Source organism: Streptomyces sp. NPDC091282, assembly GCF_044757385.1.
In the GTDB taxonomy this organism is placed as follows: Bacteria; Actinomycetota; Actinomycetes; order Streptomycetales; family Streptomycetaceae; genus Streptomyces; species Streptomyces gramineus.
Map to the genome: position 1 here is coordinate 991,918 of NZ_JBIVUX010000003.1, position 22,933 is coordinate 1,014,850.

The following is a 22,933-nucleotide window of genomic DNA, read 5'->3' on the forward strand; positions in this document are numbered from 1 at the left end:
CCCAAGCCACTCAGCGTCTCGAATGCCGTACCTGGGCAGTACGTCGTACGCGGACACTGAGCGGGCCGCTGGGCACGCTCCGGAATTGGTGCTACCACGCCTCGTGACACCGGGTGCCACGGCTGAGGAAGCGCCGTCATCAGAAATTCTCTCCGCCGCTTAGGCGGACCACCGCCCCGGCACGGTCCACACAGCAAGGACCGCAGCCGGACAGCACAACCGGTCGCCGAGCCAGACAGGCCGACGTCCGCTCCAGGGAAGGACCCTTCGTGAGCGACACCACCGATCTGATGGGCGCACGTGTCGAGGAGACCGCTGCCGCGCCCGCCACGGACGCCTCCGCGCCTGCCGCCGGTGCCGGCTCCCGGCGGCGCCGCGGTACCGGCCTCGAGGGCATGGTGCTGGCCGAGCTTCAGCAGGTCGCATCCGGCCTCGGCATCAGGGGCACGGCGCGGATGCGCAAGAGCCAGCTGATCGAGGTCATCAAGGAGGCGCAGGCCGGTGGCGGCGCCCCCAAGGCCGCCGAGAGCGCTGCCGAGACCAAGCCGAAGCGCCGGGCGACCTCCAAGGCCCGTACGGGTGACGAGGGCGCCGAGAAGAAGGCGGAGCAGGCCGCGGCCCCGGCCGAGCAGGCCGTGGCCCAGCAGCAGATCGAGATCCCCGGCCAGCCCGCCGGCCGCACGGGCGACGCCGAGCGCGGCGCCGACGACGCGCCGGCCGAGCGCCGCCGTCGCCGGGCCACCGCGGAGGCCGGCAGCCCCACCGCGAGCGGTGCCGAGACCGTCGTCGCCGAGGCGAAGGGCGAGGCGAAGGGCGAGACGTCCGCCGCGCAGCCGCAGGGCGACGCCGACGGCGAGGGCCGTGGCCGCCGGGACCGCCGTGACCGCGGCCGGGACCGCGACCGGCGCGGCAAGGGCGACGACCAGCAGGGCGGCGGCCAGGGCGGCCAGGGCGGCGGCCGGGACCGTCAGGACCGCGACCGGCAGCAGCCGCAGCAGCAGGGCGGCGGCCGTCAGGACCGCAACACCGGCCCGCAGGACGACGACGACTTCGACGGCGGCCGCCGTGGCCGTCGCGGCCGCTACCGCGACCGCCGTGGCCGTCGCGGCCGTGACGAGATGGGCGGCGCCGAGCCGCAGGTGGCCGACGACGACGTCCTGATCCCCGTCGCGGGCATCCTCGACATCCTCGACAACTACGCGTTCATCCGGACCTCCGGCTACCTGCCGGGTCCCAACGACGTGTACGTCTCCCTCGCCCAGGTCCGCAAGAACGGCCTGCGCAAGGGCGACCACGTCACCGGTGCGGTCCGCCAGCCGAAGGAGGGCGAGCGCCGCGAGAAGTTCAACGCGCTGGTCCGCCTCGACTCCGTCAACGGCATGGCGCCCGAACACGGCCGCGGCCGACCGGAGTTCAACAAGCTGACGCCGCTCTACCCGCAGGACCGGCTCCGTCTGGAGACCGACCCGGGCGTGCTGACCACGCGGATCATCGACCTCGTGTCGCCGATCGGCAAGGGCCAGCGCGGTCTGATCGTGGCCCCGCCGAAGACCGGCAAGACCATGATCATGCAGGCGATCGCCAACGCGATCACGCACAACAACCCCGAGTGCCACCTGATGGTCGTCCTGGTCGACGAGCGTCCGGAAGAGGTCACCGACATGCAGCGGTCGGTCAAGGGCGAGGTCATCTCCTCGACCTTCGACCGTCCGGCCGAGGACCACACCACGGTCGCCGAGCTCGCCATCGAGCGCGCCAAGCGTCTGGTGGAGCTGGGCCACGACGTCGTCGTGCTGCTCGACTCGATCACGCGTCTGGGCCGTGCGTACAACCTCGCCGCCCCGGCCTCCGGCCGCATCCTGTCCGGTGGTGTCGACTCGACGGCCCTGTACCCGCCGAAGCGCTTCTTCGGTGCGGCCCGCAACATCGAGGACGGCGGTTCGCTGACGATCCTCGCCACCGCCCTGGTGGACACCGGGTCCCGCATGGACGAGGTGATCTTCGAGGAGTTCAAGGGCACCGGCAACATGGAGCTCAAGCTCGACCGGAAGCTCGCCGACAAGCGCATCTTCCCGGCGGTGGACGTCGACGCGTCCGGCACCCGTAAGGAAGAGATCCTGCTCGGCAACGAGGAGCTCGCGGTCGTCTGGAAGCTGCGCCGGGTGCTGCACGCGCTCGACCAGCAGCAGGCGATCGAGCTGCTGCTCGACAAGATGAAGCAGACGAAGTCGAACGTCGAGTTCCTGATGCAGATCCAGAAGACGACCCCGACGCCGGGCAACGGCGACTGACGCCTTCGCAGATCTCCATAAACGGAAGCCGTCCCCCGCTGGGGGACGGCTTCTGGCGTTGTCCGGCCCGGTGTACGATCTCGCCCTTCGGTCTGTTGATCGAATTTCGAATTCCTGATCCCGAGGGGGGACTTAAGTGGGTACACCCACGTCCGGGAGCGGTCGGCACAGACGCCGGATACGGTTCGCGCTGCCCGTCGCCGCGGCGGCGGTCGCGGCACTGATCTCGACGTCCGCGAGCGCGGACACCGGGCCGGCGGTCACGGGGGGACCGCCGGTCAGCGCGCCGTCGCAGGCAGCCCTGAACAAGCGGATCGCCCGTGCGGTCACCGCCGACAGCAAGACCACGAAGAAGCACACCGCCACCGCGAGCGGTTCGGCCGTCTCGCCGAAGATCATCGGTGGCGGTACGGCCACCATCGCCTCGGCGCCGTGGATGGCCCAGCTCTGGTACTACGACGACAAGGGCACTGCCAGCACCAGTGACGACGTCGGCTTCTTCTGCGGCGGCTCGGTCATCTCGCCCACGAAGATCCTGACGGCCGCGCACTGCGTCAAGGGTTTCAAGTGGAGCACCACCGACTCCGCGGTGGTCACCGGCACCGCGTCGCTGCCCACCACCAACGCCGACGGCAGCGCCAACCTGCACGGCGGCACCGTCTCCGGTGTGCTGCGGCAGTGGAACCACCCGTCGTACACCGTGTCGGCCCACGGCGCTCCCAACAACGACATCGCCGTGCTCACCCTGGCCGCCCCGGTCAAGGCCACGCCGATCCGGATGACGACCAACACCGACACGACCTCCTACAAGACCAACACCAGCGCCAAGGTCTACGGGTGGGGCCGCACCACCTCCACCACGGACGACATCTCCGGGACGCTGAAGACGGCCACACTGCCGGTCCAGTCCGACACCACCTGCAACGGCGTCTACGGCAGCACCGACTTCGTCAAGGGCCACATGGTCTGCGTCGGCAAGGCCGCCACCGGCTCCGACACCGGCACGACCACCACCTGCAACGGCGACTCCGGTGGTCCGCTGGTCGTCGCGGGCCGCGTCGTCGGCGTCGTCTCCTGGGGCGTCGAGGACTGTGTCGCCAAGGGCGCCTACCCCGTCTTCACGAAGGTCAGCACCTACGCCGGTGCCGCCTACGCGCAGATCGCCGACTCCAACCTGAGCTACACCGACGGCAAGGCCGACCTGTTCGCGCGCAAGTCGTCGACCCGCGTCGGCTACGAGCTGGACTCCAAGGGCACCTCGCTCGCCACCCGGACGGCCCGCGGCGACTTCACCGGCGCCAACCTCGTGCTCCAGGCCGACCTCAACCGGGACGGCTTCCAGGACCTCGTCTACCGGATGGCCTCCACCGGCGACGTCTACTGGTACCACTTCGCACTGAACAGCGCCCAGACCGACGGCTCGTGGGTCAAGACGAAGCTCTTCACCAACTGGAAGACCCGCAAGGCCACCGTCATCCCCGGTGACCTCACCGGGGACTACCTGCCCGACGTGCTCTCCGAGGACTCCTCCGGCGTCCTGTGGCTGTACCCGGGCAAGGGCAACGGCACCTTCGCCGCCCGTGTCCGCGTCGGCGGCGGCTGGAGCCAGTACAACCAGCTGCGCGGCGTCGGCGACTTCAACGGCGACGGCAAGGCCGACCTGCTGGCCCGGAAGAGCAGCGGCGGCGACCTCTACCTGTACAAGGGCACCGGCAAGTCCGGCACCGGCCTCTTCTCGGCCCGGGTGAAGGTCCGTTCCGGCTGGACCGGCTTCAACACCCTCGCCGCGGTCGGCGACATGACCGGCGACGGCAGGGCCGACCTGGTCGCCCGCACGACCGCCGGCACGCTGTACCTCTACCCGGGTACCGGCAAGGCGACCAGTGAGATCTTCGGCACAAGGAAGTCGCTCGGCACCGGATTCCAGCAGTACGACATCTTCGGCTGAAACGCCTGGTGAGCGACGGTTCGCTCACCGTGCCCGATTACGCAGTGTGCCCATCGCCCGACGCGGTGGGCACACTGCGTTGTGCAACCCTGTCCCGAGTTTCGCCGTCTGACCAGGCGGAGCGACGATGGTCCGGTACGTACTGATTTCCCGGTACGCCGGGCCTGACCCTGACAGCAGGGGGTACGCGAACGGTCGTAGGAGAGCAGAGGAGCACATGTCCGCCGAGAGCACATCGGAACCCGGCATACCCGGGACCGGCCCGAACGTCCCCGGCCGCAGCGGCAAGGGGCGCCGTCGCAAGCCTCCGGGACGGGGGCGCAAGGCGCTGCTCGTCACGGCCTGGACGGCGGCCGGCGTCCTCGTGCTCGGCGGCACCGGCTTCGGCTACCTGTACTTCAAGCTCAACGGCAACATCAAGAGCGTCGACATCAACCAGGCGCTGGGCGCCGACCGGCCCGCCAAGGCCGACAACGGCTCCGAGAACATCCTGGTCCTCGGCTCGGACACCCGTTCCGGCGGCAACAAGAAGCTCGGCGGCGGCACCGACGACGGCAGCGCACGGTCCGACACGGCGATGATCGTCCATGTGTACAAGGGGCACCAGCGGGCCAGCGTGGTCTCCATCCCGCGGGACACCCTGATCGACCGTCCCGCCTGCAAGGACGCGCAGGGCACCAGCCACTCCGCCGCCACCGGCGTGATGTTCAACTCGGCGTACTCCACCGGCGGCGCGACCTGCGCGGTCAGGACCGTCGAGGCCATGACCGGTGTCCGTATGGACCACTACCTGGAGGTCGACTTCTCCGGCTTCCAGAAGCTCGTCGACGAGCTGGGCGGCGTCGAGGTCACCACGACGAAGGCCATCGACGACCCGCAGAGCCACCTCGACCTCAAGGCCGGCAAGCACTCCCTCGACGGTGAGCAGGCGCTCGGCCTGGTCCGTACCCGGCACGGCGTCGGCGACGGCTCCGACCTGGGCCGCATCCAGCTCCAGCAGGCCTTCGTGAAGGCGCTGATGGAGCAGGTCAAGCAGGTGGGCGTCTTCACCAGCCCCAAGAAGCTGTTCGACCTGGCGGACACCGCGACGAAGACGGTCACCACCGACTCCGACCTGGGCTCGGTGAACTCCCTGGTCGACTTCGCGAACGGCCTGAAGTCCATCGACTCCAAGAACATGCACATGGTCACGATGCCGGTCGAGTACGACCCGTCGGACCCGAACCGGGTGATCGTGGCCGAGGCGAAGGCCAAGCAGGTCTGGACGGCCCTGAAGAAGGACCGGCCGATCCCGGCGAGCGCGACGAAGGGCACGGCGACGGGAGAGGCCAAGGGGGTCGTCACGTCGTCGTGAGGGCGCGGCGCCGCCCGCACTCGCGTACGACGCATCCGTCCCCGCCCCTTGGGCGCACCCCCGCCCCGCCCCCCGGAATAAAGATCCAAGCCCCCCGGTTTTGGGAGATACGGCCAGCCCTGGCAGACTGGTACGTCGGCCCCGGTTCACGCTCCGCATCCCGCGGCGGCGACCCGGTGCCCTCCCGAAATCTAGGAGACACCTTGAAGCGCGACATCCACCCCGAGTACGTCGAGACGCAGGTCAGCTGCACCTGTGGCGCGTCGTTCACCACCCGTAGCACCATCCAGTCCGGCACCATCCGGGCTGAGGTCTGCTCCGAGTGCCACCCGTTCTACACGGGCAAGCAGAAGATCCTCGACACCGGTGGCCGTGTGGCCCGCTTCGAGGCCCGCTTCGGCAAGGCTGCCGCCGGCTCCAAGAAGTAGCGAGCCCCATTTCGCCGGTCCACGGCCGTGTCCCTCCGGGGGCGCGCCCGGGACCGGCGTTTTTGGTCGCCCGCCTTCCCTTCCGCCCGCAGTATCAGGAGCCCAAAAATGTTCGAGGCCGTCGAGGAACTCGTCGTCGAGCACGCCGACCTGGAGAAGAAGCTCGCCGACCCGTCGGTCCACGCCGACCAGGCCAACGCGCGCAAGCTGAACAAGCGCTACGCCGAACTCACCCCGATCGTCGGCACGTACCGCTCCTGGAAGCAGACCGGCGACGACATCGAGACCGCGCGTGAACTGGCCGCCGACGACCCCGACTTCGCCGCCGAGGTCAAGGAGCTGGACAAGCAGCGCGACGAGCTGACCGAGAAGCTGCGGCTGCTGCTGGTGCCCCGGGACCCGTCCGACGACAAGGACGTGATCCTGGAGATCAAGGCCGGCGCCGGCGGCGACGAGTCCGCGCTCTTCGCCGGCGACCTGCTGCGGATGTACCTGCGGTACGCCGAGCGCGTCGGCTGGAAGACCGAGATCATCGACTCCACCGAGTCCGAGCTGGGCGGCTACAAGGACGTCCAGGTCGCCGTGAAGACCAAGGGCGGCAACGGCGCGACCGAGCCCGGCCAGGGCGTCTGGGCGCGGCTGAAGTACGAGGGCGGCGTGCACCGCGTGCAGCGCGTGCCGGCGACCGAGTCGCAGGGCCGTATCCACACCTCGGCGGCGGGTGTCCTCGTGACCCCGGAGGCCGAGGAGGTCGACGTCGAGATCAACCCGAACGACCTGCGGATCGACGTCTACCGGTCCTCAGGACCCGGCGGCCAGTCGGTCAACACCACCGACTCCGCGGTGCGCATCACGCACCTGCCCACCGGAGTCGTCGCCTCCTGCCAGAACGAGAAGAGCCAGCTGCAGAACAAGGAGCAGGCCTTGCGTATCCTGCGCTCCAGGCTGCTCGCCGCGGCGCAGGAGGAGGCGGAGAGGGAAGCCGCCGACGCCCGGCGCAGCCAGGTCCGCACGGTCGACCGCTCCGAGAAGATCCGCACGTACAACTTCCCGGAGAATCGCATCTCGGACCACCGGGTCGGCTTCAAGGCGTACAACTTGGACCAGGTCCTGGACGGCGACCTCGACGCCGTGATCCAGGCCTGCGTCGACGCGGACTCGGCCGCGAAGCTGGCCGCTGCGTAAGAGGTACCAGTTACTACACGGAGGACCAGCGTGCAGCAAGATTTTGGGGGGCGACCCCCAAGCCCCCGGAGCGTGCTGCTCGCCGAGGTGGCCCAGGCCACCCAGCGGCTGGCCGACGCCGGCGTGCCCTCGCCGCGCAACGACGCGGAGGAGCTCGCCGCGTTCGTGCACGGCGTGAAGCGGGGCGCGCTGCACTCCGTGAAGGACGCCGACTTCGACGCCCGCTACTGGGAGGTCATCGCCCGGCGCGAGCAGCGCGAGCCGCTCCAGCACATCACCGGGCGCGCCTACTTCCGCTACCTCGAACTCCAGGTGGGGCCGGGCGTCTTCGTGCCCCGCCCGGAGACCGAGTCGGTGGTCGGCTGGGCCATAGACGCCGTGCGCGCCATGGACGTCGTCGAGCCGTGCATCGTCGACCTGTGCACCGGCTCCGGCGCCATCGCGCTCGCCCTCGCCCAGGAGGTCCCGCGCTCGCGCGTGCACGCCGTGGAGCTGTCCGAGGAGGCGCTCCAGTGGACCCGCAAGAACGTGGCGGGCTCCAGGGTCGACCTGCGCCAGGGAGACGCCCTGGACGCCTTCCACGACCTCGACGGCCAGGTCGACCTGGTCATCTCCAACCCGCCGTACATCCCGCTCACCGAGTGGGAGTACGTCGCTCCCGAGGCCCGCGACTACGACCCGGAGCTGGCCCTCTTCTCCGGCGAGGACGGCCTCGACCTGATCCGGGGCATCGAACGCACCGCGCACCGGCTGCTGCGCCCCGGCGGTGTCGTCGTCATCGAGCACGCCGACACCCAGGGCGGCCAGGTGCCGTGGATCTTCACCGAGGAGCGGGGCTGGGCCGACGCGGCCGACCACCCGGACCTCAACAACCGCCCCCGCTTCGCGACCGCCCGCAAGGCGCTGCCGTGAGCACCCGCCAGACCCCCTCCCGGAAGCCCCGGGAGTCCCGGAAGCACGTGTACTTCGTGTACGAGGAGGCCCGCTAGACATGGCACGGCGATACGACACCAATGACGCGACCGACCGCGTGACGGGTCTGCGCGAGGCCGCGTCCGCCGTCCGCCGGGGCGAACTGGTGGTGCTGCCCACGGACACGGTCTACGGCATCGGCGCCGACGCGTTCACCGCGGAGGCGGTCTCCGACCTGCTCGACGCCAAGGGCCGGGGCCGCAACATGCCCACTCCGGTGCTGATCGGCTCCCCGAACACGCTGCACGGGCTCGTCACCGACTTCTCCGAGCTGGCCTGGGAACTGGTCGACGCGTTCTGGCCGGGCGCCCTCACGCTGGTCGCCAGGCACCAGCCGTCCCTGCAGTGGGACCTCGGCGACACCCGGGGCACGGTCGCCGTGCGCATGCCGCTGCACCCGGTCGCCATCGAACTGCTCACCGAGGTCGGCCCGATGGCCGTCTCCTCCGCCAACCTCACCGGCCACCCCTCCCCGGAGACCTGTGACGCGGCGCAGGACATGCTCGGCGACTCCGTCTCCGTGTACCTCGACGGCGGCCCCACCCCGGGCAACGTGCCCTCGTCGATCGTCGACGTCACCCGTGACGTGCCGCTGCTGCTGCGTGCCGGCGCGATCTCGGCGGAGGAGCTGCGCAAGGTCGTACCCGACCTCGAGGTGGCGAATTGACAGCCCCTGACGCGGGGCGTGGCATAGGCAACGGGGAGCGCGCGGCGGAGATCACGACCACGTTCGTGGGGCTTCCGCGGGACAGCTTCCGCATCCTCCACGTCAGCACCGGCAACGTGTGCCGCTCGCCGATCACCGAGCGGCTGACCCGCCATCTCGTGACGGACCGGCTCGGCACCTTCCTGGGCGGCGGGCTGATCGTGGAGAGCGCGGGCACCTGGGGGCACGAGGGCGCCCCCATGGAGGCCAACGCGGAAGCGGTCCTCGCCGACTTCGGCGCGGACGCGACCGGGTTCACCGGACGGGAGCTGCTCGACGAGCACGTCATCCGCGCCGACCTGGTGCTGACCGCCACCCGCGACCACCGCGCGCAGGTCATCTCCATGGGCCACTCGGCGGGCCTGCGCACCTTCACGCTGAAGGAGTTCACGCGCCTGGTCCGCGCGATCGACCCGGCGACGCTGCCCCCGCTGCACGAGGGCGTGGTCGTCCGCGCCCGTGCGCTGGTCCGTGCGGCGGCCGCGCTGCGCGGCTGGCTGCTGGCCCCCACCGCCGAGGCGGACGAGGTCCACGACCCGTACGGCGCCCCGCTGCCGTTCTTCCGCTCCATCGGCGACGAGATACACGAGGCGCTGGACCCCGTGGTCACGGCGCTGACCGGCGTCCCCGCGCGGATGTAGCCCGAGGCGCCGAACACACCGCGCACCCCGCTCACCCCGGGCCTACATTGGACGTACGTCACCGTCGACCGCCCGGAGCCCGCCATGCCGGTCAGCCCTACCCTCGTCGAGGCCGATCCGCTGCGGCGGCAGGACCCGGAGCTGGCGGAGATCCTGCTCGGGGAGCTGGCCCGGCAGTCGACGTCGCTGCAGCTGATCGCCGCCGAGAACTTCTCCTCCCGGGCCGTGCTGGCCGCGCTCGGCTCGCCGCTCGCGAACAAGTACGCCGAGGGGTACCCGGGCGCCCGGCACCACGGCGGCTGCGAGATCGTGGACGTCGCCGAACGGCTCGCCGTCGACCGCGCCAAGGCCCTGTTCGGCGCCGCGCACGCCAACGTCCAGTCGCACTCGGGATCGTCCGCGGTGCTGGCCGCCTACGCCGCGCTGCTGCGTCCCGGGGACACCGTCCTCGCGCTCGGCCTGCCGCACGGCGGCCACCTCACGCACGGCTCACCGGCCAACTTCTCCGGGCGCTGGTTCGACTTCGTCGGGTACGGGGTCGACCCGGAGAGCGGGTTCATCGACCACGACCAGGTGCGGGCGCTGGCCCGCGGCCGGCGGCCCAAGGCGATCGTGTGCGGTTCCATCGCCTATCCCCGCCACATCGACTACGCCTTCTTCCGCGAGGTCGCCGACGAGGTCGGGGCCTACCTGATCGCCGACGCCGCCCATCCCATCGGGCTCGTCGCGGGAGGCGCGGCGCCCAACCCGGTGCCCTACGCCGACGTGGTGTGCGCGACCACGCACAAGGTGCTGCGCGGGCCGCGCGGCGGGATGCTCCTGTGCGGGGCGCCCGAGCTGGCCGAGCGCCTGGACCGCGCTGTGTTTCCTTTCACACAGGGCGGCGCGCAGATGAACACCATCGCCGCCAAGGCGGTCGCGTTCGGTGAGGCGGCGACACCGGCCTTCGCCGTCTACGCCCACCAGGTGGTCGCCAACGCGCGGGTCCTCGCGGCCGCGCTCGCGGAGCAGGGGCTGACGGTCACCACCGGCGGCACCGACACCCATCTGATCACCGCCGACCCGGCCCCGCTGGGCGTCGACGGGCGTACCGCACGGGGCTGGCTGGCCGCCGCGGGCCTGGTGCTGGACAGCTGCGCCCTGCCGCACGGGGACGCGCGGGGCCTGCGGCTCGGCACCGCCGCCGTGACCACGCAGGGCATGCGGGCGGCGGAGATGGAGCGGATCGCGGTGCTGCTGGCGGACGTGCTGCGCGGTGCGCAGGACGGGGGGAGGGTGCGTGAGGAGGTGCGGGAGCTCACAGGTAGATTTCCGCCGTACCCCGGTGGGGACGGGGTAGGCGCAGCGTCGTAGAGCCGTTGTACGCCCGCCTTACAGGCACACGTGCAACCATCGTCGCTACCCGGAAGTCCCCATACATATGCGAGCGTCGCTAGGGTGTGGGCTGTGATGGCCAGCGAGACCTGTGGGGAAGCCTGTGCGTGAATACCTGCTGACGCTCTGCATCACGGCCGCGGTGACGTATCTGCTGACAGGGCCGGTGCGGAAGTTCGCGATCGTGGCCGGGGCCATGCCGGAGATCCGGGCGCGTGACGTGCACCGGGAGCCCACTCCGCGGCTCGGCGGGATCGCGATGTTCTTCGGGCTGTGCGCGGGTCTGCTGGTCGCCGACCACATGACCAACCTGAACGAGGTCTTCGAGAAGTCGAACGAGCCGCGGGCGCTGCTCTCCGGCGCGGCCCTGATCTGGCTGATCGGCGTGCTCGACGACAAGTTCGAGATCGACGCCCTGATCAAGCTGGGCGGTCAGATGATCGCCGCGGGCGTCATGGTCATGCAGGGTCTGACCATCCTGTGGCTGCCCATCCCGGGCGTCGGCACGGTCGCCCTGACCCCGTGGCAGGGCACCCTGCTGACGGTGGCGCTCGTCGTCATCACCATCAACGCGGTCAACTTCGTCGACGGTCTGGACGGCCTGGCCTCCGGCATGGTGTGCATCGCGGCCGCGGCGTTCTTCATGTACGCCTACCGGATCTGGTACTCGTACGGCATCGAGGCCGCCGCCCCGGCGACGCTGTTCTCGGCGATCCTGATGGGCATGTGCCTGGGCTTCCTGCCGCACAACCTCCATCCGGCCCGGATCTTCATGGGCGACTCCGGCTCGATGCTGATCGGCCTGGTGCTGGCGGCCGGCGCGATCTCGGTCACGGGCCAGGTCGACCCGGACGTGATGAACCTGTTCGCCGGTTCCGAGCGCAACGCCGTCCACCAGATGGTGCCGGTCTACATCCCGCTGCTGCTGCCGCTGACCATCATCGCGGTGCCGGCCGCCGACCTGGTGCTGGCGATCGTGCGGCGCACCTGGCGCGGCCAGTCGCCGTTCGCGGCCGACCGCGGGCACCTGCACCACCGGCTCCTGGAGATCGGCCACTCGCACAGCAGGGCCGTGCTGATCATGTACTTCTGGTCGGCGCTGATCGGCTTCGGGGCGCTGGCGTACTCGGTGAACTCCGCGTCCATGTGGATCGTGCTCGGGGTGGTCTTCCTCAGCGCGATCGGTCTGGGGCTGCTCCTGCTGCCGCGGTTCACGCCGCGGGTGCCGGTGTGGGCCCAGCGGTTCGTGCCGCCGCGCTACCGGCGCCGCGGGGCCGCCCCGGAGGCCGCCGAGGCGACGGCGGAGGGCGCCGAGGAGGACGTCACCGGTGCGCCGGCGAAGGACGGGGAACCGTGCGAGGAGCACCGCGCTCCGGTGCCCGCGGGTGCCGCCCGGGTCAACGGCGCGACCGCCCTGGGACACCGCTCGCGCATGCCTGCCCGGCACACGTCCGAAACCTCGCGTTGACCCCGCGCAGACCTTACGCAGACCCTCGCAAGGTAAGAATCTGACTAGAGCATTGCCAAGCCGTGGGGGTGCAAAGGCCCCTAATACCAGACACAACGGCTCGGTTTTCGCTCAGACGGGCATGTTCACTCTCATGTGTGACAGCGAGCACACCTACCAGGTAAAGACCTCATCAAATAGTTTGTGATACGGTTCACGAGAACCCCGGACAGAGCCGAAGGACCCGAGTGCGATGGTCCATTGGCGTGAGGACTTCGACCCTCCGGCCGGGACTACGCTCGTCCATGACGACACCTGCCCCCCTGTGAAAGCGGAGTTGCCGCCATGCCGTCCAATGACGCCCGGAATCTGGCCCAGGCCGCCGTACCCACGGCCGCCGTCGGCGTGCTCGCTGCCGTCGTCAGCGCGATCGTCGCGGGCGGCAAGGGAGCGATCGGGGCGGTCGTCGCGACGGTGCTCGTGACCTTCTTCATGGGGCTCGGTCTCTTCGTTCTGGAGCGCACCGCCAAATCGGCTCCGCAGCTCTTCATGATGATGGGCCTGATGCTCTACGCGGCCCAGCTGCTGCTGATGGTCGTCTTCATGGCCGCGTTCAAGAACACGACGCTGTTCAATCCCCGGGCCTTCGCCCTCGTGCTCGTGATCGCCACACTCACCTGGATCGCAGCCCAGACCCGCGCCCACATGAAGGCCAAGATCCTCTACGTCGAGCCCGACAAGACCGGGCAGCCGTCGTGAGAGGTAGGCCCGGGATAAAGCCGCACGGGAGATGCTGCTATCGTCCGGTGCCAACTGCGGCATCGCGGGCGCGGGCATCTGAGCTGACGCCTGCTCAATCGCGAGGCGAGATGCCCCCCAGCCGCCCCCACATCCGTAACACCAGTCCCGTGCCGAACCGCGGCCGTGCGCCGCGCCGACACAACGAGGTTGCCGTACCCATGCGCCACGATGAAGGAGCCCGCGGTGAGTGCTGACCCGACGCAGACGCTCGCTTTCGACACGAGCTGCCACCTGTTCGACGGGTGTGGCTTCCCGGCTCCGGGCCTGCACTCGTTCCTGTTCAAGCCGCTCTTCGGCGACGGCGACAGCAACGTGTACTTCAACAAGACGATGCTGCTGGCGCTGCTCGGGTCGATCATCATCGTGGCCTTCTTCTGGGCCGCCTTCGCCCGCCCGAAGGTCGTCCCGGGCAAGCTCCAGATGGTCGCCGAGGCCGGCTACGACTTCGTCCGGCGGGGTGTCGTCTACGAGACCATCGGCAAGAAGGAAGGCGAGAAGTACGTTCCGTTCGTCGTCTCGCTGTTCTTCTTCGTCTGGGTGATGAACCTCTGGTCGATCGTTCCGCTCGCCCAGTTCCCCGTCACCGCGATCATTTCCTACCCCGCCGTCCTGGCCGGCCTGGTGTACATCACCTGGGTCTCGCTGACCTTCAAGAGGCACGGTTTCGTCGGGGCGTTCAAGAACTTCACCGGCTACGACAAGTCGCTCGGCGCGGTGCTGCCGCTGTCGATGACGATCGAGCTCTTCTCGAACCTGCTCGTGCGGCCCTTCACCCACGCCGTCCGACTCTTCGCGAACATGTTCGCCGGCCACACCCTGCTGCTGCTCTTCACGATCGCCAGCTGGTACATGCTGAACGGCATCGGCATCGCCTACTCCGCGGTGTCGTTCGTGATGGTCATCGTGATGACCGCCTTCGAGCTCTTCATCCAGGCTGTTCAGGCCTACGTCTTCGTACTGCTGACCTGCAGCTTCATCCAGGGTGCGCTCGCCGAGTCCCACTGAGCGCCCTGTCTGTCCGCCCATGACATCCGGTGGCCAACCCCCACCGGTCATTGAAAGAGAAGGAAGAACCGGCATGTCCGTTCTGCACGAGACCCTGGCCGCTGTCCAGATCAAGGGCAACCTCGGCTCCATCGGTTACGGCCTCGCCGCGATCGGCCCGGGCGTCGGCGTCGGCATCATCTTCGGTAACGGCACCCAGGCCCTCGCCCGCCAGCCCGAGGCGGCCGGCCTGATCCGCGCCAACCAGATCCTCGGCTTCGCCTTCTGTGAGGCGCTCGCCCTGATCGGTCTGGTCATGCCGTTCGTCTACCCGGCCTCCTGACCCGACCGCAGCGCACGTTTAGACGAAAGGCACAGATATGAGCCCCCTGGTTCAGCTGGCGGCGGAGGAGGCCGAAAACCCCCTCATCCCGCCGATCCCAGAGCTCGTCATCGGCCTCATCGCCTTCGTCATCGTCTTCGGCTTCCTCGCCAAGAAGCTCCTTCCGAACATCAACAAGGTTCTGGAGCAGCGCCGCGAGGCGATCGAGGGCGGTATCGAGAAGGCCGAGGCCGCGCAGACCGAGGCCCAGAGCGTCCTTGAGCAGTACAAGGCGCAGCTGGCCGAGGCCCGGCACGAGGCCGCGCGCCTGCGCCAGGAGGCTCAGGAGCAGGGCGCCACGCTCATCGCCGAGATGCGGGCCGAGGGCCAGCGTCAGCGTGAGGAGATCGTCGCCGCCGGTCACGCCCAGATCGAGGCCGACCGCAAGTCCGCCGCGCAGTCGCTGCGCCAGGACGTGGGCCACCTGGCCACCGATCTGGCCGGCAAGCTCGTCGGCGAGTCCCTCGAGGACCACGCCCGGCAGAGCCGCGTGATCGACCGCTTCCTCGACGAGCTTGAGGAGAAGGCCGAGGCGGCCCGATGAACGGAGCGAGCCGCGAGGCACTGGCAGCCGCACGGGAGCGTCTCGACGCGCTGACGGACTCGCCGTCCGTGAACGCGACGCGGCTCGCGGACGAGCTGGCGGCCGTCACCACGCTGCTCGACCGCGAGGGTGGCCTGCGTCGGGTCCTCACCGACCCGGCGCAGTCCGGCGAGGCCAAGGCCGAGCTGGTCCGGCGCCTGATCGGCGGCCAGGTCGGCGCGAACACGGCCGACGTGGTCACCGGCATGGTCCGGTCCCGCTGGTCGCAGCCCCGCGACCTGGTGGACGCGCTGGAGGAGCTGGCGTCCGTCGCCGATCTGACGGCCGCGGAGAAGTCGGGCACGCTGGACGACGTGGAGGACGAGCTGTTCCGGTTCGGCCGGATCGTCTCCTCCAGCACCGAGCTGCGCGCCGCCCTCACCGACCGCAAGGCCGGCGCTGCGGCCAAGACCGAGCTGGTGCACCGGCTGCTCGGCGGACGTGCCAAGCCCGCCACCGAGCGTCTGGTCACGCGCCTTGTGACCGCGCCGCGGGGACGTAGCCTGGAAGCGGGCCTGGAGGCCCTCTCCAAGCTGGCCGCGGAGCGCCGCAGCCGCGTCGTCGCCGTCGTCACCTCGGCGGTGCCGCTGAGCGAACCGCAGAAGCGACGCCTGGGCGCCGCCCTCGCGAAGCTCTACGGCCGCACGATGCACCTCAACCTCGACGTCGACCCCGAGGTCGTCGGCGGGATCCGGGTGCAGGTCGGTGACGAGGTCATCAACGGTTCCATCGCGGACCGGCTGGAGGACGCGGCCCGCCGCATGGCGAGCTAGCACCTCGGTAGTCGAGAACAAGCAGTACGTACTTACGGCGGCCCGGGTTGGGCCGTACATGAAGAATCCTGGGGGTCGCCCCCAGACCCCCCAAGTGAAACTTCGGGCCCAACAAGGAGAGCAGGGAACCCAGATGGCGGAGCTCACGATCCGGCCGGAGGAGATCCGGGACGCGCTGGAGAACTTCGTCCAGTCGTACAAGCCGGACGCGGCCTCGCGCGAGGAGGTCGGTACGGTCACCCTTGCCGGCGACGGCATCGCGAAGGTCGAGGGCCTGCCCTCGGCCATGGCCAACGAACTGCTGAAGTTCGAGGACGGCACCCTCGGCCTCGCGCTCAACCTGGAAGAGCGCGAGATCGGCGCCATCGTCCTCGGTGAGTTCAGCGGCATCGAGGAGGGTCAGCCGGTGCAGCGCACCGGTGAGGTCCTCTCCGTCGCGGTCGGCGAGGGCTACCTCGGCCGCGTCGTCGACCCGCTCGGCAACCCGATCGACGGCCTCGGCGAGATCGAGACGTCCGGCCGCCGCGCCCTGGAGCTGCAGGCTCCCGGCGTCATGGCCCGTAAGTCGGTGCACGAGCCGATGGAGACCGGCTACAAGGCCGTCGACGCGATGACCCCGGTCGGCCGCGGCCAGCGTCAGCTGATCATCGGCGACCGCCAGACCGGCAAGACCGCCCTGGCCGTCGACACGATCATCAACCAGCGCGACAACTGGCGCTCGGGCGACCCGAAGAAGCAGGTCCGCTGCGTCTACGTCGCCATCGGCCAGAAGGGCTCGACCATCGCCTCCGTGCGTGGCGCCCTGGAAGAGGCCGGCGCGCTGGAGTACACGACCATCGTCGCCGCCCCGGCGTCCGACCCGGCCGGCTTCAAGTACCTGGCGCCGTACACCGGTTCGGCCATCGGCCAGCACTGGATGTACGACGGCAAGCACGTCCTCATCATCTTCGACGACCTCTCGAAGCAGGCCGACGCCTACCGCGCCGTGTCCCTGCTGCTGCGCCGCCCGCCGGGCCGTGAGGCCTACCCGGGTGACGTCTTCTACCTGCACTCCCGTCTGCTGGAGCGCTGCGCCAAGCTGTCCGACGAGATGGGCGCCGGTTCGATGACCGGTCTGCCGATCGTCGAGACCAAGGCCAACGACGTCTCGGCGTTCATCCCGACCAACGTCATCTCCATCACCGACGGCCAGTGCTTCCTGGAGTCGGACCTGTTCAACGCCGGTCAGCGCCCCGCGCTGAACGTCGGTATCTCCGTCTCCCGAGTCGGTGGTTCCGCGCAGCACAAGGCGATGAAGCAGGTCTCCGGCCGTCTGCGTCTGGACCTGGCCCAGTACCGCGAGCTGGAGGCGTTCGCCGCCTTCGGTTCCGACCTGGACGCCGCGTCGAAGTCGCAGCTGGAGCGTGGTTCCCGCCTGGTCGAGCTGCTGAAGCAGGCTCAGTACCAGCCGATGCCGACCGAGGACCAGGTCGTCTCCGTGTGGGCCGGTACCACCGGCAAGATGGACGACGTCCCGGTCTCCGACATCCGCCGCTTCGAGAAGGAGCTCCTTGAGCACCTGCACCGCAAGGAGCAGGGCCTCATGACCTCCATCAAGGAGGGCGGCAAGATGTCGGACGACACCCTCACCGCTGTCGCCGACGCCATCGCCGAGTTCAAGAAGCAGTTCGAGACCTCGGACGGCAAGCTTCTCGGCGAGGACGCCCCGGCCTCGGCCAAGTGACGTAAGGAAGGGACCTGACTCATGGGAGCCCAGCTCCGGGTCTACAAGCGTCGCATCCGATCCGTCACCGCGACCAAGAAGATCACCAAGGCGATGGAGATGATCGCCGCCTCGCGTGTGGTCAAGGCGCAGCGCAAGGTGCGGGCCTCCGCGCCGTACGCGACCGAGCTCACCCGCGCGGTCACGGCGGTCGGCACGGGTTCGAACACCAAGCACCCGCTGACCACCGAGGCGGAGACCCCGACCCGCGCCGCGGTCCTGCTCCTCACGAGCGACCGCGGTCTGGCCGGCGCCTTCAACTCCAACGCCATCAAGGCCGCCGAGCAGCTGACCGAGCGGCTGCGGGCCGAGGGCAAGGAGGTCGACACGTACATCGTCGGCCGCCGCGGTCTGGCCCACTACACCTTCCGCGAGCGCAAGGTCGCGGAGTCGTGGTCGGGCTTCACCGACGAGCCCTCGTACGCGGACGCCAAGAAGGTTGCGGCGCCGCTGATCGAGGCCATCGAGACCGAGACGGCGGACGGCGGCGTGGATGAACTCCACATCGTCTTCACCGAGTTCGTGTCGATGATGACGCAGACGGCGCTCGGCGACCGGCTGCTGCCGCTCAGCCTCGAAGAGGTCGCGGAGGAGGGCGCCGCCAAGGGCGACGAGATCCTTCCGCTGTACGACTTCGAGCCCTCGGCGGAGGACGTCCTCGACGCCCTGCTGCCGCGCTACGTGGAGAGCCGCATCTACAACGCGCTTCTCCAGTCGGCAGCTTCGAAGCACGCCGCCACGCGGCGCGCGATGAAGTCGGCGACCGACAACGCGGGCGAGCTGATCAACACGCTCTCCCGGCTTGCCAACGCGGCCCGCCAGGCCGAAATCACCCAGGAAATCAGCGAGATCGTCGGTGGCGCCAGCGCCCTGGCCGACGCGACCGCGGGGAGTGACCGCTAATGACCACCACTGTTGAGACCGCGACGGCCACGGGCCGCGTCGCCCGGGTCATCGGCCCGGTCGTCGACGTGGAGTTCCCCGTCGACGCGATGCCGGACATCTACAACGCCCTGCACGTCGAGGTGTCCGACCCGGCCAACGCCGGCGAGAAGAAGACGCTGACCCTGGAGGTCGCCCAGCACCTGGGTGACGGCCTGGTCCGCACGATCTCCATGCAGCCCACCGACGGTCTGGTCCGCCAGGCCCCGGTGACCGACACCGGCGACGGCATCACCGTCCCGGTCGGCGACTTCACCAAGGGCAAGGTGTTCAACACCCTCGGCGAGGTGCTGAACGTCGACGAGCAGTACGACGGCGAGCGCTGGTCCATCCACCGCAAGGCGCCGAACTTCGACGAGCTCGAGTCGAAGACCGAGATGTTCGAGACCGGCGTCAAGGTCATCGACCTTCTCACCCCGTACGTCAAGGGTGGAAAGATCGGTCTGTTCGGTGGTGCCGGCGTCGGCAAGACGGTGCTCATCCAGGAGATGATCTACCGCGTCGCCAACAACCACGACGGTGTCTCCGTGTTCGCCGGTGTCGGCGAGCGCACGCGTGAGGGCAACGACCTCATCGAGGAGATGGCGGACTCGGGCGTCATCGACAAGACCGCCCTCGTCTTCGGCCAGATGGACGAGCCCCCGGGCACCCGTCTGCGCGTGGCCCTCGCGGGTCTGACCATGGCGGAGTACTTCCGCGATGTGCAGAAGCAGGACGTGCTGTTCTTCATCGACAACATCTTCCGCTTCACGCAGGCCGGTTCCGAGGTGTCGACCCTGCTCGGCCGGATGCCCTCCGCGGTGGGTTACCAGCCGAACCTGGCCGACGAGATGGGTCTCCTCCAGGAGCGCATCACCTCGACCCGTGGTCACTCGATCACCTCGATGCAGGCGATCTACGTCCCCGCGGACGACCTGACCGACCCGGCCCCGGCCACCACCTTCGCCCACCTCGACGCGACGACGGTTCTCTCCCGTCCGATCTCCGAGAAGGGCATCTACCCGGCCGTGGACCCGCTGGACTCCACGTCCCGGATCCTGGACCCGCGTTACATCGCGGCGGACCACTACAACACCGCCATGCGGGTGAAGACGGTCCTCCAGAAGTACAAGGACCTCCAGGACATCATCGCGATCCTCGGTATCGACGAGCTCGGCGAGGAGGACAAGCTCGTCGTCCACCGTGCCCGTCGCGTGGAGCGCTTCCTGTCCCAGAACACCCACGTCGCCAAGCAGTTCACCGGCGTCGACGGGTCGGACGTGCCGCTGGACGAGTCGATCGCCGCGTTCAACGCGATCATCGACGGCGAGTACGACCACTTCCCGGAGCAGGCGTTCTTCCTCTGCGGTGGCATTGAGGACCTCAAGGCCAACGCCAAGGAGCTGGGCGTCTCCTGAACTCGCTCTGAGTTCGTGTGAGGGGGCGGGCGCGTCCCGCCCCCTCACCCACGCCCATTAGACTTGTATCCAACACCCGGTGATCCCACCGGGTGGTGACCCGAGGAGCCACCTTTGGCTGCTGAGCTGCATGTCGAGCTGGTCGCCGCCGACCGTCAGGTCTGGTCCGGCGAGGCCACCCTGGTCGTCGCGCGCACCACGTCCGGCGACATCGGCGTCATGCCCGGTCACCAGCCGCTGCTGGGTGTGCTGGAGTCGGGCCCGGTGACCATCCGTACGAGTGAAGGTGGGACGGTCGTCGCCGCGGTGCACGGCGGTTTCATCTCCTTCGCGGACAACAAGCTGTCGCTGCTGGCCGAGATCGCCGAGCTGTCGGACGAGATCGACGTCCAGCGCGTGGAGCGGGAGCTGGAGCGCGCGAAGGCGGAAGGCGACGCCACCGCCGAGCGACGCGCCGACGTCCGTCTGCGGGCGGCGACGTCGCGCTGACACACTGCGCGTATGCGTTGAACTGACTCAGCCGCGGCTGGGACCGGAGCCATCCGGTCCCAGCCGCGGCTGAGGTAGATCTGGGTCTTTTTACGTTCCATTACCTAGGAGACGAGGAGGTCGGTGCCGATGGTCCTCGCTCTGACTGTGTGCGGAATCGTGGTCGCGCTCGTGGTGGTGGGACTCTTCCTGTTCGGGCTGCGGCGCCGGCTGATCCAGCGCTCCGGCGGGACCTTCGACTGTTCGCTGCGCTGGGACGTACCCGAGAAGGCGGACACCGGCGGCAAGGGCTGGAGCTACGGCGTCGCGCGCTACAACGGCGACAGCGTCGAGTGGTACCGGGTCTTCTCCTACGCCTACCGTCCGCGCCGGGTCCTGGAGCGGGACCGCATCGAGGTGGCCGGCCGCCGGCTCCCGGAGGGCGAGGAGGAACTGGCGCTGCTCTCGGACGCGGTGATCCTCACCTGCGTCCACCGGGGCACCCGCCTGGAACTCGCCATGAGCGAAGACGCGCTGACCGGATTCCTCGCGTGGCTGGAAGCGGCCCCGCCCGGACAGAGGGTGAATGTGGCGTAACCGCGTTCACCCTCTCCCGGACGTCGTCCGGGAGAGGGTGAAGTCCCTCCGGGCTTTCTCTACAGGTTCGAGTTGATGGCGCTCACCAGTTCGCCGTCGCTCGTGTCACCGCTGAACTCCCAGAAGAACGCGCCGCCGAGTCCCTGGGACTTGGCCCAGCTCATCTTCCCGGCGATCGTGGCGGGAGTGTCGTAGGACCACCAGTTGGTGCCGCAGTAGGCGTACGCCGTGCCCGCGACGGTGCCGGTGGCCGGGCAGGACGTCTTGAGGACCTTGTAGTCCTCGATGCCCTGCTCGTAGGTGCCCGGCGCCGGACCGGTCGCCGAGCCGCCCGGTGCCGCCTGCGTGACGCCGGTCCAGCCGCGGCCGTAGAAGCCGATGCCGATCAGCAGCTTGCTCGCCGGGACGCCCTTGGACTTGAACTTGGCGATCGCGTCCGCCGTGGTGAAGCCGGGGGTCGGGATGCCGGTGTAGGTGGTGAGCGGGGAGTGCGGGGCGGTCGGACCCTGGGCGTTGAAGGCGCCGAAGAAGTCGTACGACATCACGTTGTACCAGTCGACGTACTGGGCGGCGCCCGCGTAGTCAGCGGCGTCGATCTTGCCGCCGGAGGTGCCGTCCGCGGTGGTGGCCGCGGTGACCAGGTTGTTGGAGCCGAACTTGGCGCGCAGGGCCTGCATCAGGTTCTTGTAGGCCGCGGCACCGCTGGTGTCACAGGAGAGACCGCAGGCGTTCGGGTACTCCCAGTCGATGTCGATGCCGTCGAAGACGTCGGCCCAGCGCGGGTCCTCGACCAGGTTGTAGCAGGAGTTGGCGAAGGCGGTCGGGTTGGCCGCGGCCTGGGCGAAGCCGCCGGACCAGGTCCAGCCGCCGAAGGACCACAGGATCTTGATGTTCGGGTACTTGGCCTTCAGCTCGCGCAGCTGGTTGAAGTTGCCGCGCAGCGGCTGGTCCCAGGTGTCGGCCACGCCGCTGACCGACTGGTCGGCGGTGAACGCCTTGTCGTAGTCGGCGTAGGAGTCGCCGATCGCGCACTGGCCGTTCGTCACGTTGCCGAAGGCGTAGTTGATGTGCGTGATCTTGGCGGCCGAGCCGGACGTCACCAGGTTCTTGACGTTGTAGTTGCGGCCGTAGATGCCCCACTCGGTGAAGTAGCCGAGCTTGACCTTGTTGCCGGTGGGCGGGGGAGTGGTCGTGCCGCCCGTGGTGTGCACGGCGACCGCGCCGCTGGCCGGTCCGGTCTGGTTCGCGGTGTCGCGGGCCTGCACGGTGTAGGAGTAGTCGGTGCCGGCGGTGAGACCGGTGTCGGTGTACGACGTGGTGGTCACCGTGGAGACGACCTTGCCGTCGCGCAGCACGTCGTAGTTCTTGACGCCCTTGTCGTCGGTGGCGGCCGACCAGCTCAGCTTCACCGAGGTGTCGGTGACGCCGGAGGCCGTCGGGGTGCCGGGCGCGGACGGCGCCGAGTCCCCGGGTACCGTGGTGCCGCCGTCACAACTGGCGCCGTTGAGCTGACAGTTGCTCGGGGAGCCGGAGCCCGCGCCGTTGAAGCCGAAGGAGACCGAGGCGCCCGGGGCGAGGGTGCCGTTGTAGGACTTGTTCTTGGCGGTCCAGTGGGTGCCCGAGGACGTCACGTCGGCGTCCCAGGCGGAGGTGACCGAGGTGCCGGAGGGGTAGTCCCACTCGACGGTCCAGGAACTGATGGACGTGCTGCCGGTGTTCTTGACGGTCCACTGACCGCCGAAGCCGGTACCCCAGTCCTGGGTCTTGGTGTAGGTCGCGGTGGCGGTCGTCGCGGCCTGGGCGGGGCCCGCGAGACCGACGAGGCCGGCCAGCGGGAGCAACAGGGTCGCGAACCCGGCCGCGGCTCTGTGTCTGAAGCGCATCCTGCGCCTCCTATG

21 protein-coding genes are annotated in these 22,933 nt (G+C 69.4%); 20 read left to right on the top strand and 1 reads right to left on the bottom strand.

Annotated features, from left to right (window positions below; all coding sequences use genetic code 11):
• The first annotated feature begins 269 nt into the window (after nt 1-269).
• The 20 genes from rho to ACIQOE_RS18580 all read left to right on the top strand — a co-directional run bounded on the left by rho (nt 270) and on the right by ACIQOE_RS18580 (nt 21,035).
• Nucleotides 270-2,291: a transcription termination factor Rho gene (rho, locus tag ACIQOE_RS18485; protein WP_351321931.1), complete on the top strand. Its 2,022-nt coding sequence runs from the start codon at nt 270-272 to the stop codon at nt 2,289-2,291.
• 136 nt (nt 2,292-2,427) lie between these two features.
• Nucleotides 2,428-4,239, top strand: coding sequence for a trypsin-like serine protease (locus ACIQOE_RS18490; protein ID WP_401412397.1), 1,812 nt, complete (start codon nt 2,428-2,430; stop codon nt 4,237-4,239).
• A gap of 217 nt (nt 4,240-4,456) precedes the next feature.
• Nucleotides 4,457-5,593, top strand: a complete 1,137-nt coding sequence (locus ACIQOE_RS18495; RefSeq protein ID WP_365556442.1) for an LCP family protein — start codon at nt 4,457-4,459, stop codon at nt 5,591-5,593.
• A 203-nt stretch (nt 5,594-5,796) separates the two neighbouring features.
• Nucleotides 5,797-6,021: a 50S ribosomal protein L31 gene (gene rpmE / locus ACIQOE_RS18500; protein ID WP_030672379.1), complete on the top strand. Its 225-nt coding sequence runs from the start codon at nt 5,797-5,799 to the stop codon at nt 6,019-6,021.
• Between the two features lie 108 nt (nt 6,022-6,129).
• Complete coding sequence (gene prfA, locus ACIQOE_RS18505; protein ID WP_362645272.1) at nt 6,130-7,206, top strand: peptide chain release factor 1; 1,077 nt, start codon at nt 6,130-6,132, stop codon at nt 7,204-7,206.
• Nucleotides 7,207-7,278: 72 nt separating this feature from the next.
• On the top strand, nt 7,279-8,118 hold the full coding sequence (prmC, locus tag ACIQOE_RS18510; RefSeq protein ID WP_351321940.1) for a peptide chain release factor N(5)-glutamine methyltransferase: 840 nt from the start codon (nt 7,279-7,281) through the stop codon (nt 8,116-8,118).
• A gap of 79 nt (nt 8,119-8,197) precedes the next feature.
• A complete protein-coding gene (locus ACIQOE_RS18515) occupies nt 8,198-8,845 on the top strand; it encodes an L-threonylcarbamoyladenylate synthase (RefSeq protein ID WP_351936900.1) in 648 nt (215 codons plus the stop codon).
• Complete coding sequence (locus tag ACIQOE_RS18520) at nt 8,842-9,525, top strand: protein-tyrosine-phosphatase (protein WP_351321944.1); 684 nt, start codon at nt 8,842-8,844, stop codon at nt 9,523-9,525. The genes ACIQOE_RS18515 and ACIQOE_RS18520 overlap by 4 nt, the downstream gene beginning before the upstream one ends.
• Before the next feature lie 84 nt (nt 9,526-9,609).
• Entirely contained in the window at nt 9,610-10,878 is a 1,269-nt protein-coding gene (glyA, locus tag ACIQOE_RS18525) for a serine hydroxymethyltransferase (RefSeq protein ID WP_401412401.1), read from the top strand.
• Nucleotides 10,879-11,002: 124 nt separating this feature from the next.
• Complete coding sequence (locus ACIQOE_RS18530; protein ID WP_351321948.1) at nt 11,003-12,367, top strand: MraY family glycosyltransferase; 1,365 nt, start codon at nt 11,003-11,005, stop codon at nt 12,365-12,367.
• 324 nt (nt 12,368-12,691) lie between these two features.
• On the top strand, nt 12,692-13,105 hold the full coding sequence (locus ACIQOE_RS18535) for a hypothetical protein (protein ID WP_362645279.1): 414 nt from the start codon (nt 12,692-12,694) through the stop codon (nt 13,103-13,105).
• A gap of 210 nt (nt 13,106-13,315) precedes the next feature.
• Nucleotides 13,316-14,152, top strand: a complete 837-nt coding sequence (gene atpB, locus ACIQOE_RS18540) for a F0F1 ATP synthase subunit A (RefSeq protein ID WP_351321953.1) — start codon at nt 13,316-13,318, stop codon at nt 14,150-14,152.
• A gap of 73 nt (nt 14,153-14,225) precedes the next feature.
• Nucleotides 14,226-14,474 carry a F0F1 ATP synthase subunit C gene (locus ACIQOE_RS18545; RefSeq protein WP_067003022.1) on the top strand — a complete coding sequence of 83 codons (249 nt, stop codon included), beginning with the start codon at nt 14,226-14,228 and terminating at the stop codon, nt 14,472-14,474.
• Nucleotides 14,475-14,511: 37 nt separating this feature from the next.
• Nucleotides 14,512-15,057, top strand: coding sequence for a F0F1 ATP synthase subunit B (locus tag ACIQOE_RS18550; RefSeq protein ID WP_351321956.1), 546 nt, complete (start codon nt 14,512-14,514; stop codon nt 15,055-15,057).
• Nucleotides 15,054-15,869: a F0F1 ATP synthase subunit delta gene (locus ACIQOE_RS18555; protein WP_351321957.1), complete on the top strand. Its 816-nt coding sequence runs from the start codon at nt 15,054-15,056 to the stop codon at nt 15,867-15,869. Before ACIQOE_RS18550 ends, ACIQOE_RS18555 begins: the two co-directional genes overlap by 4 nt.
• A 133-nt stretch (nt 15,870-16,002) precedes the next feature.
• Entirely contained in the window at nt 16,003-17,592 is a 1,590-nt protein-coding gene (atpA, locus tag ACIQOE_RS18560; protein WP_351321959.1) for a F0F1 ATP synthase subunit alpha, read from the top strand.
• 21 nt (nt 17,593-17,613) lie between these two features.
• On the top strand, nt 17,614-18,534 hold the full coding sequence (locus ACIQOE_RS18565; protein ID WP_351321961.1) for a F0F1 ATP synthase subunit gamma: 921 nt from the start codon (nt 17,614-17,616) through the stop codon (nt 18,532-18,534).
• Nucleotides 18,534-19,970 (top strand): F0F1 ATP synthase subunit beta, encoded by a 1,437-nt coding sequence (gene atpD, locus ACIQOE_RS18570; protein ID WP_351321963.1) that lies wholly within the window; start codon nt 18,534-18,536, stop codon nt 19,968-19,970. The genes ACIQOE_RS18565 and atpD overlap by 1 nt, the downstream gene beginning before the upstream one ends.
• Before the next feature lie 114 nt (nt 19,971-20,084).
• Nucleotides 20,085-20,459, top strand: a complete 375-nt coding sequence (locus ACIQOE_RS18575; RefSeq protein ID WP_351321965.1) for a F0F1 ATP synthase subunit epsilon — start codon at nt 20,085-20,087, stop codon at nt 20,457-20,459.
• Between the two features lie 129 nt (nt 20,460-20,588).
• A complete protein-coding gene (locus ACIQOE_RS18580; RefSeq protein ID WP_351321967.1) occupies nt 20,589-21,035 on the top strand; it encodes a DUF2550 domain-containing protein in 447 nt (148 codons plus the stop codon).
• A 59-nt stretch (nt 21,036-21,094) separates the two neighbouring features.
• Here the strand turns inward: ACIQOE_RS18580 and ACIQOE_RS18585 are convergent, their stop codons facing one another.
• Nucleotides 21,095-22,918, bottom strand: coding sequence for a glycoside hydrolase family 18 chitinase (locus tag ACIQOE_RS18585; RefSeq protein ID WP_351321969.1), 1,824 nt, complete (start codon nt 22,916-22,918; stop codon nt 21,095-21,097).
• Between the last annotated feature and the right edge of the window lie 15 nt (nt 22,919-22,933).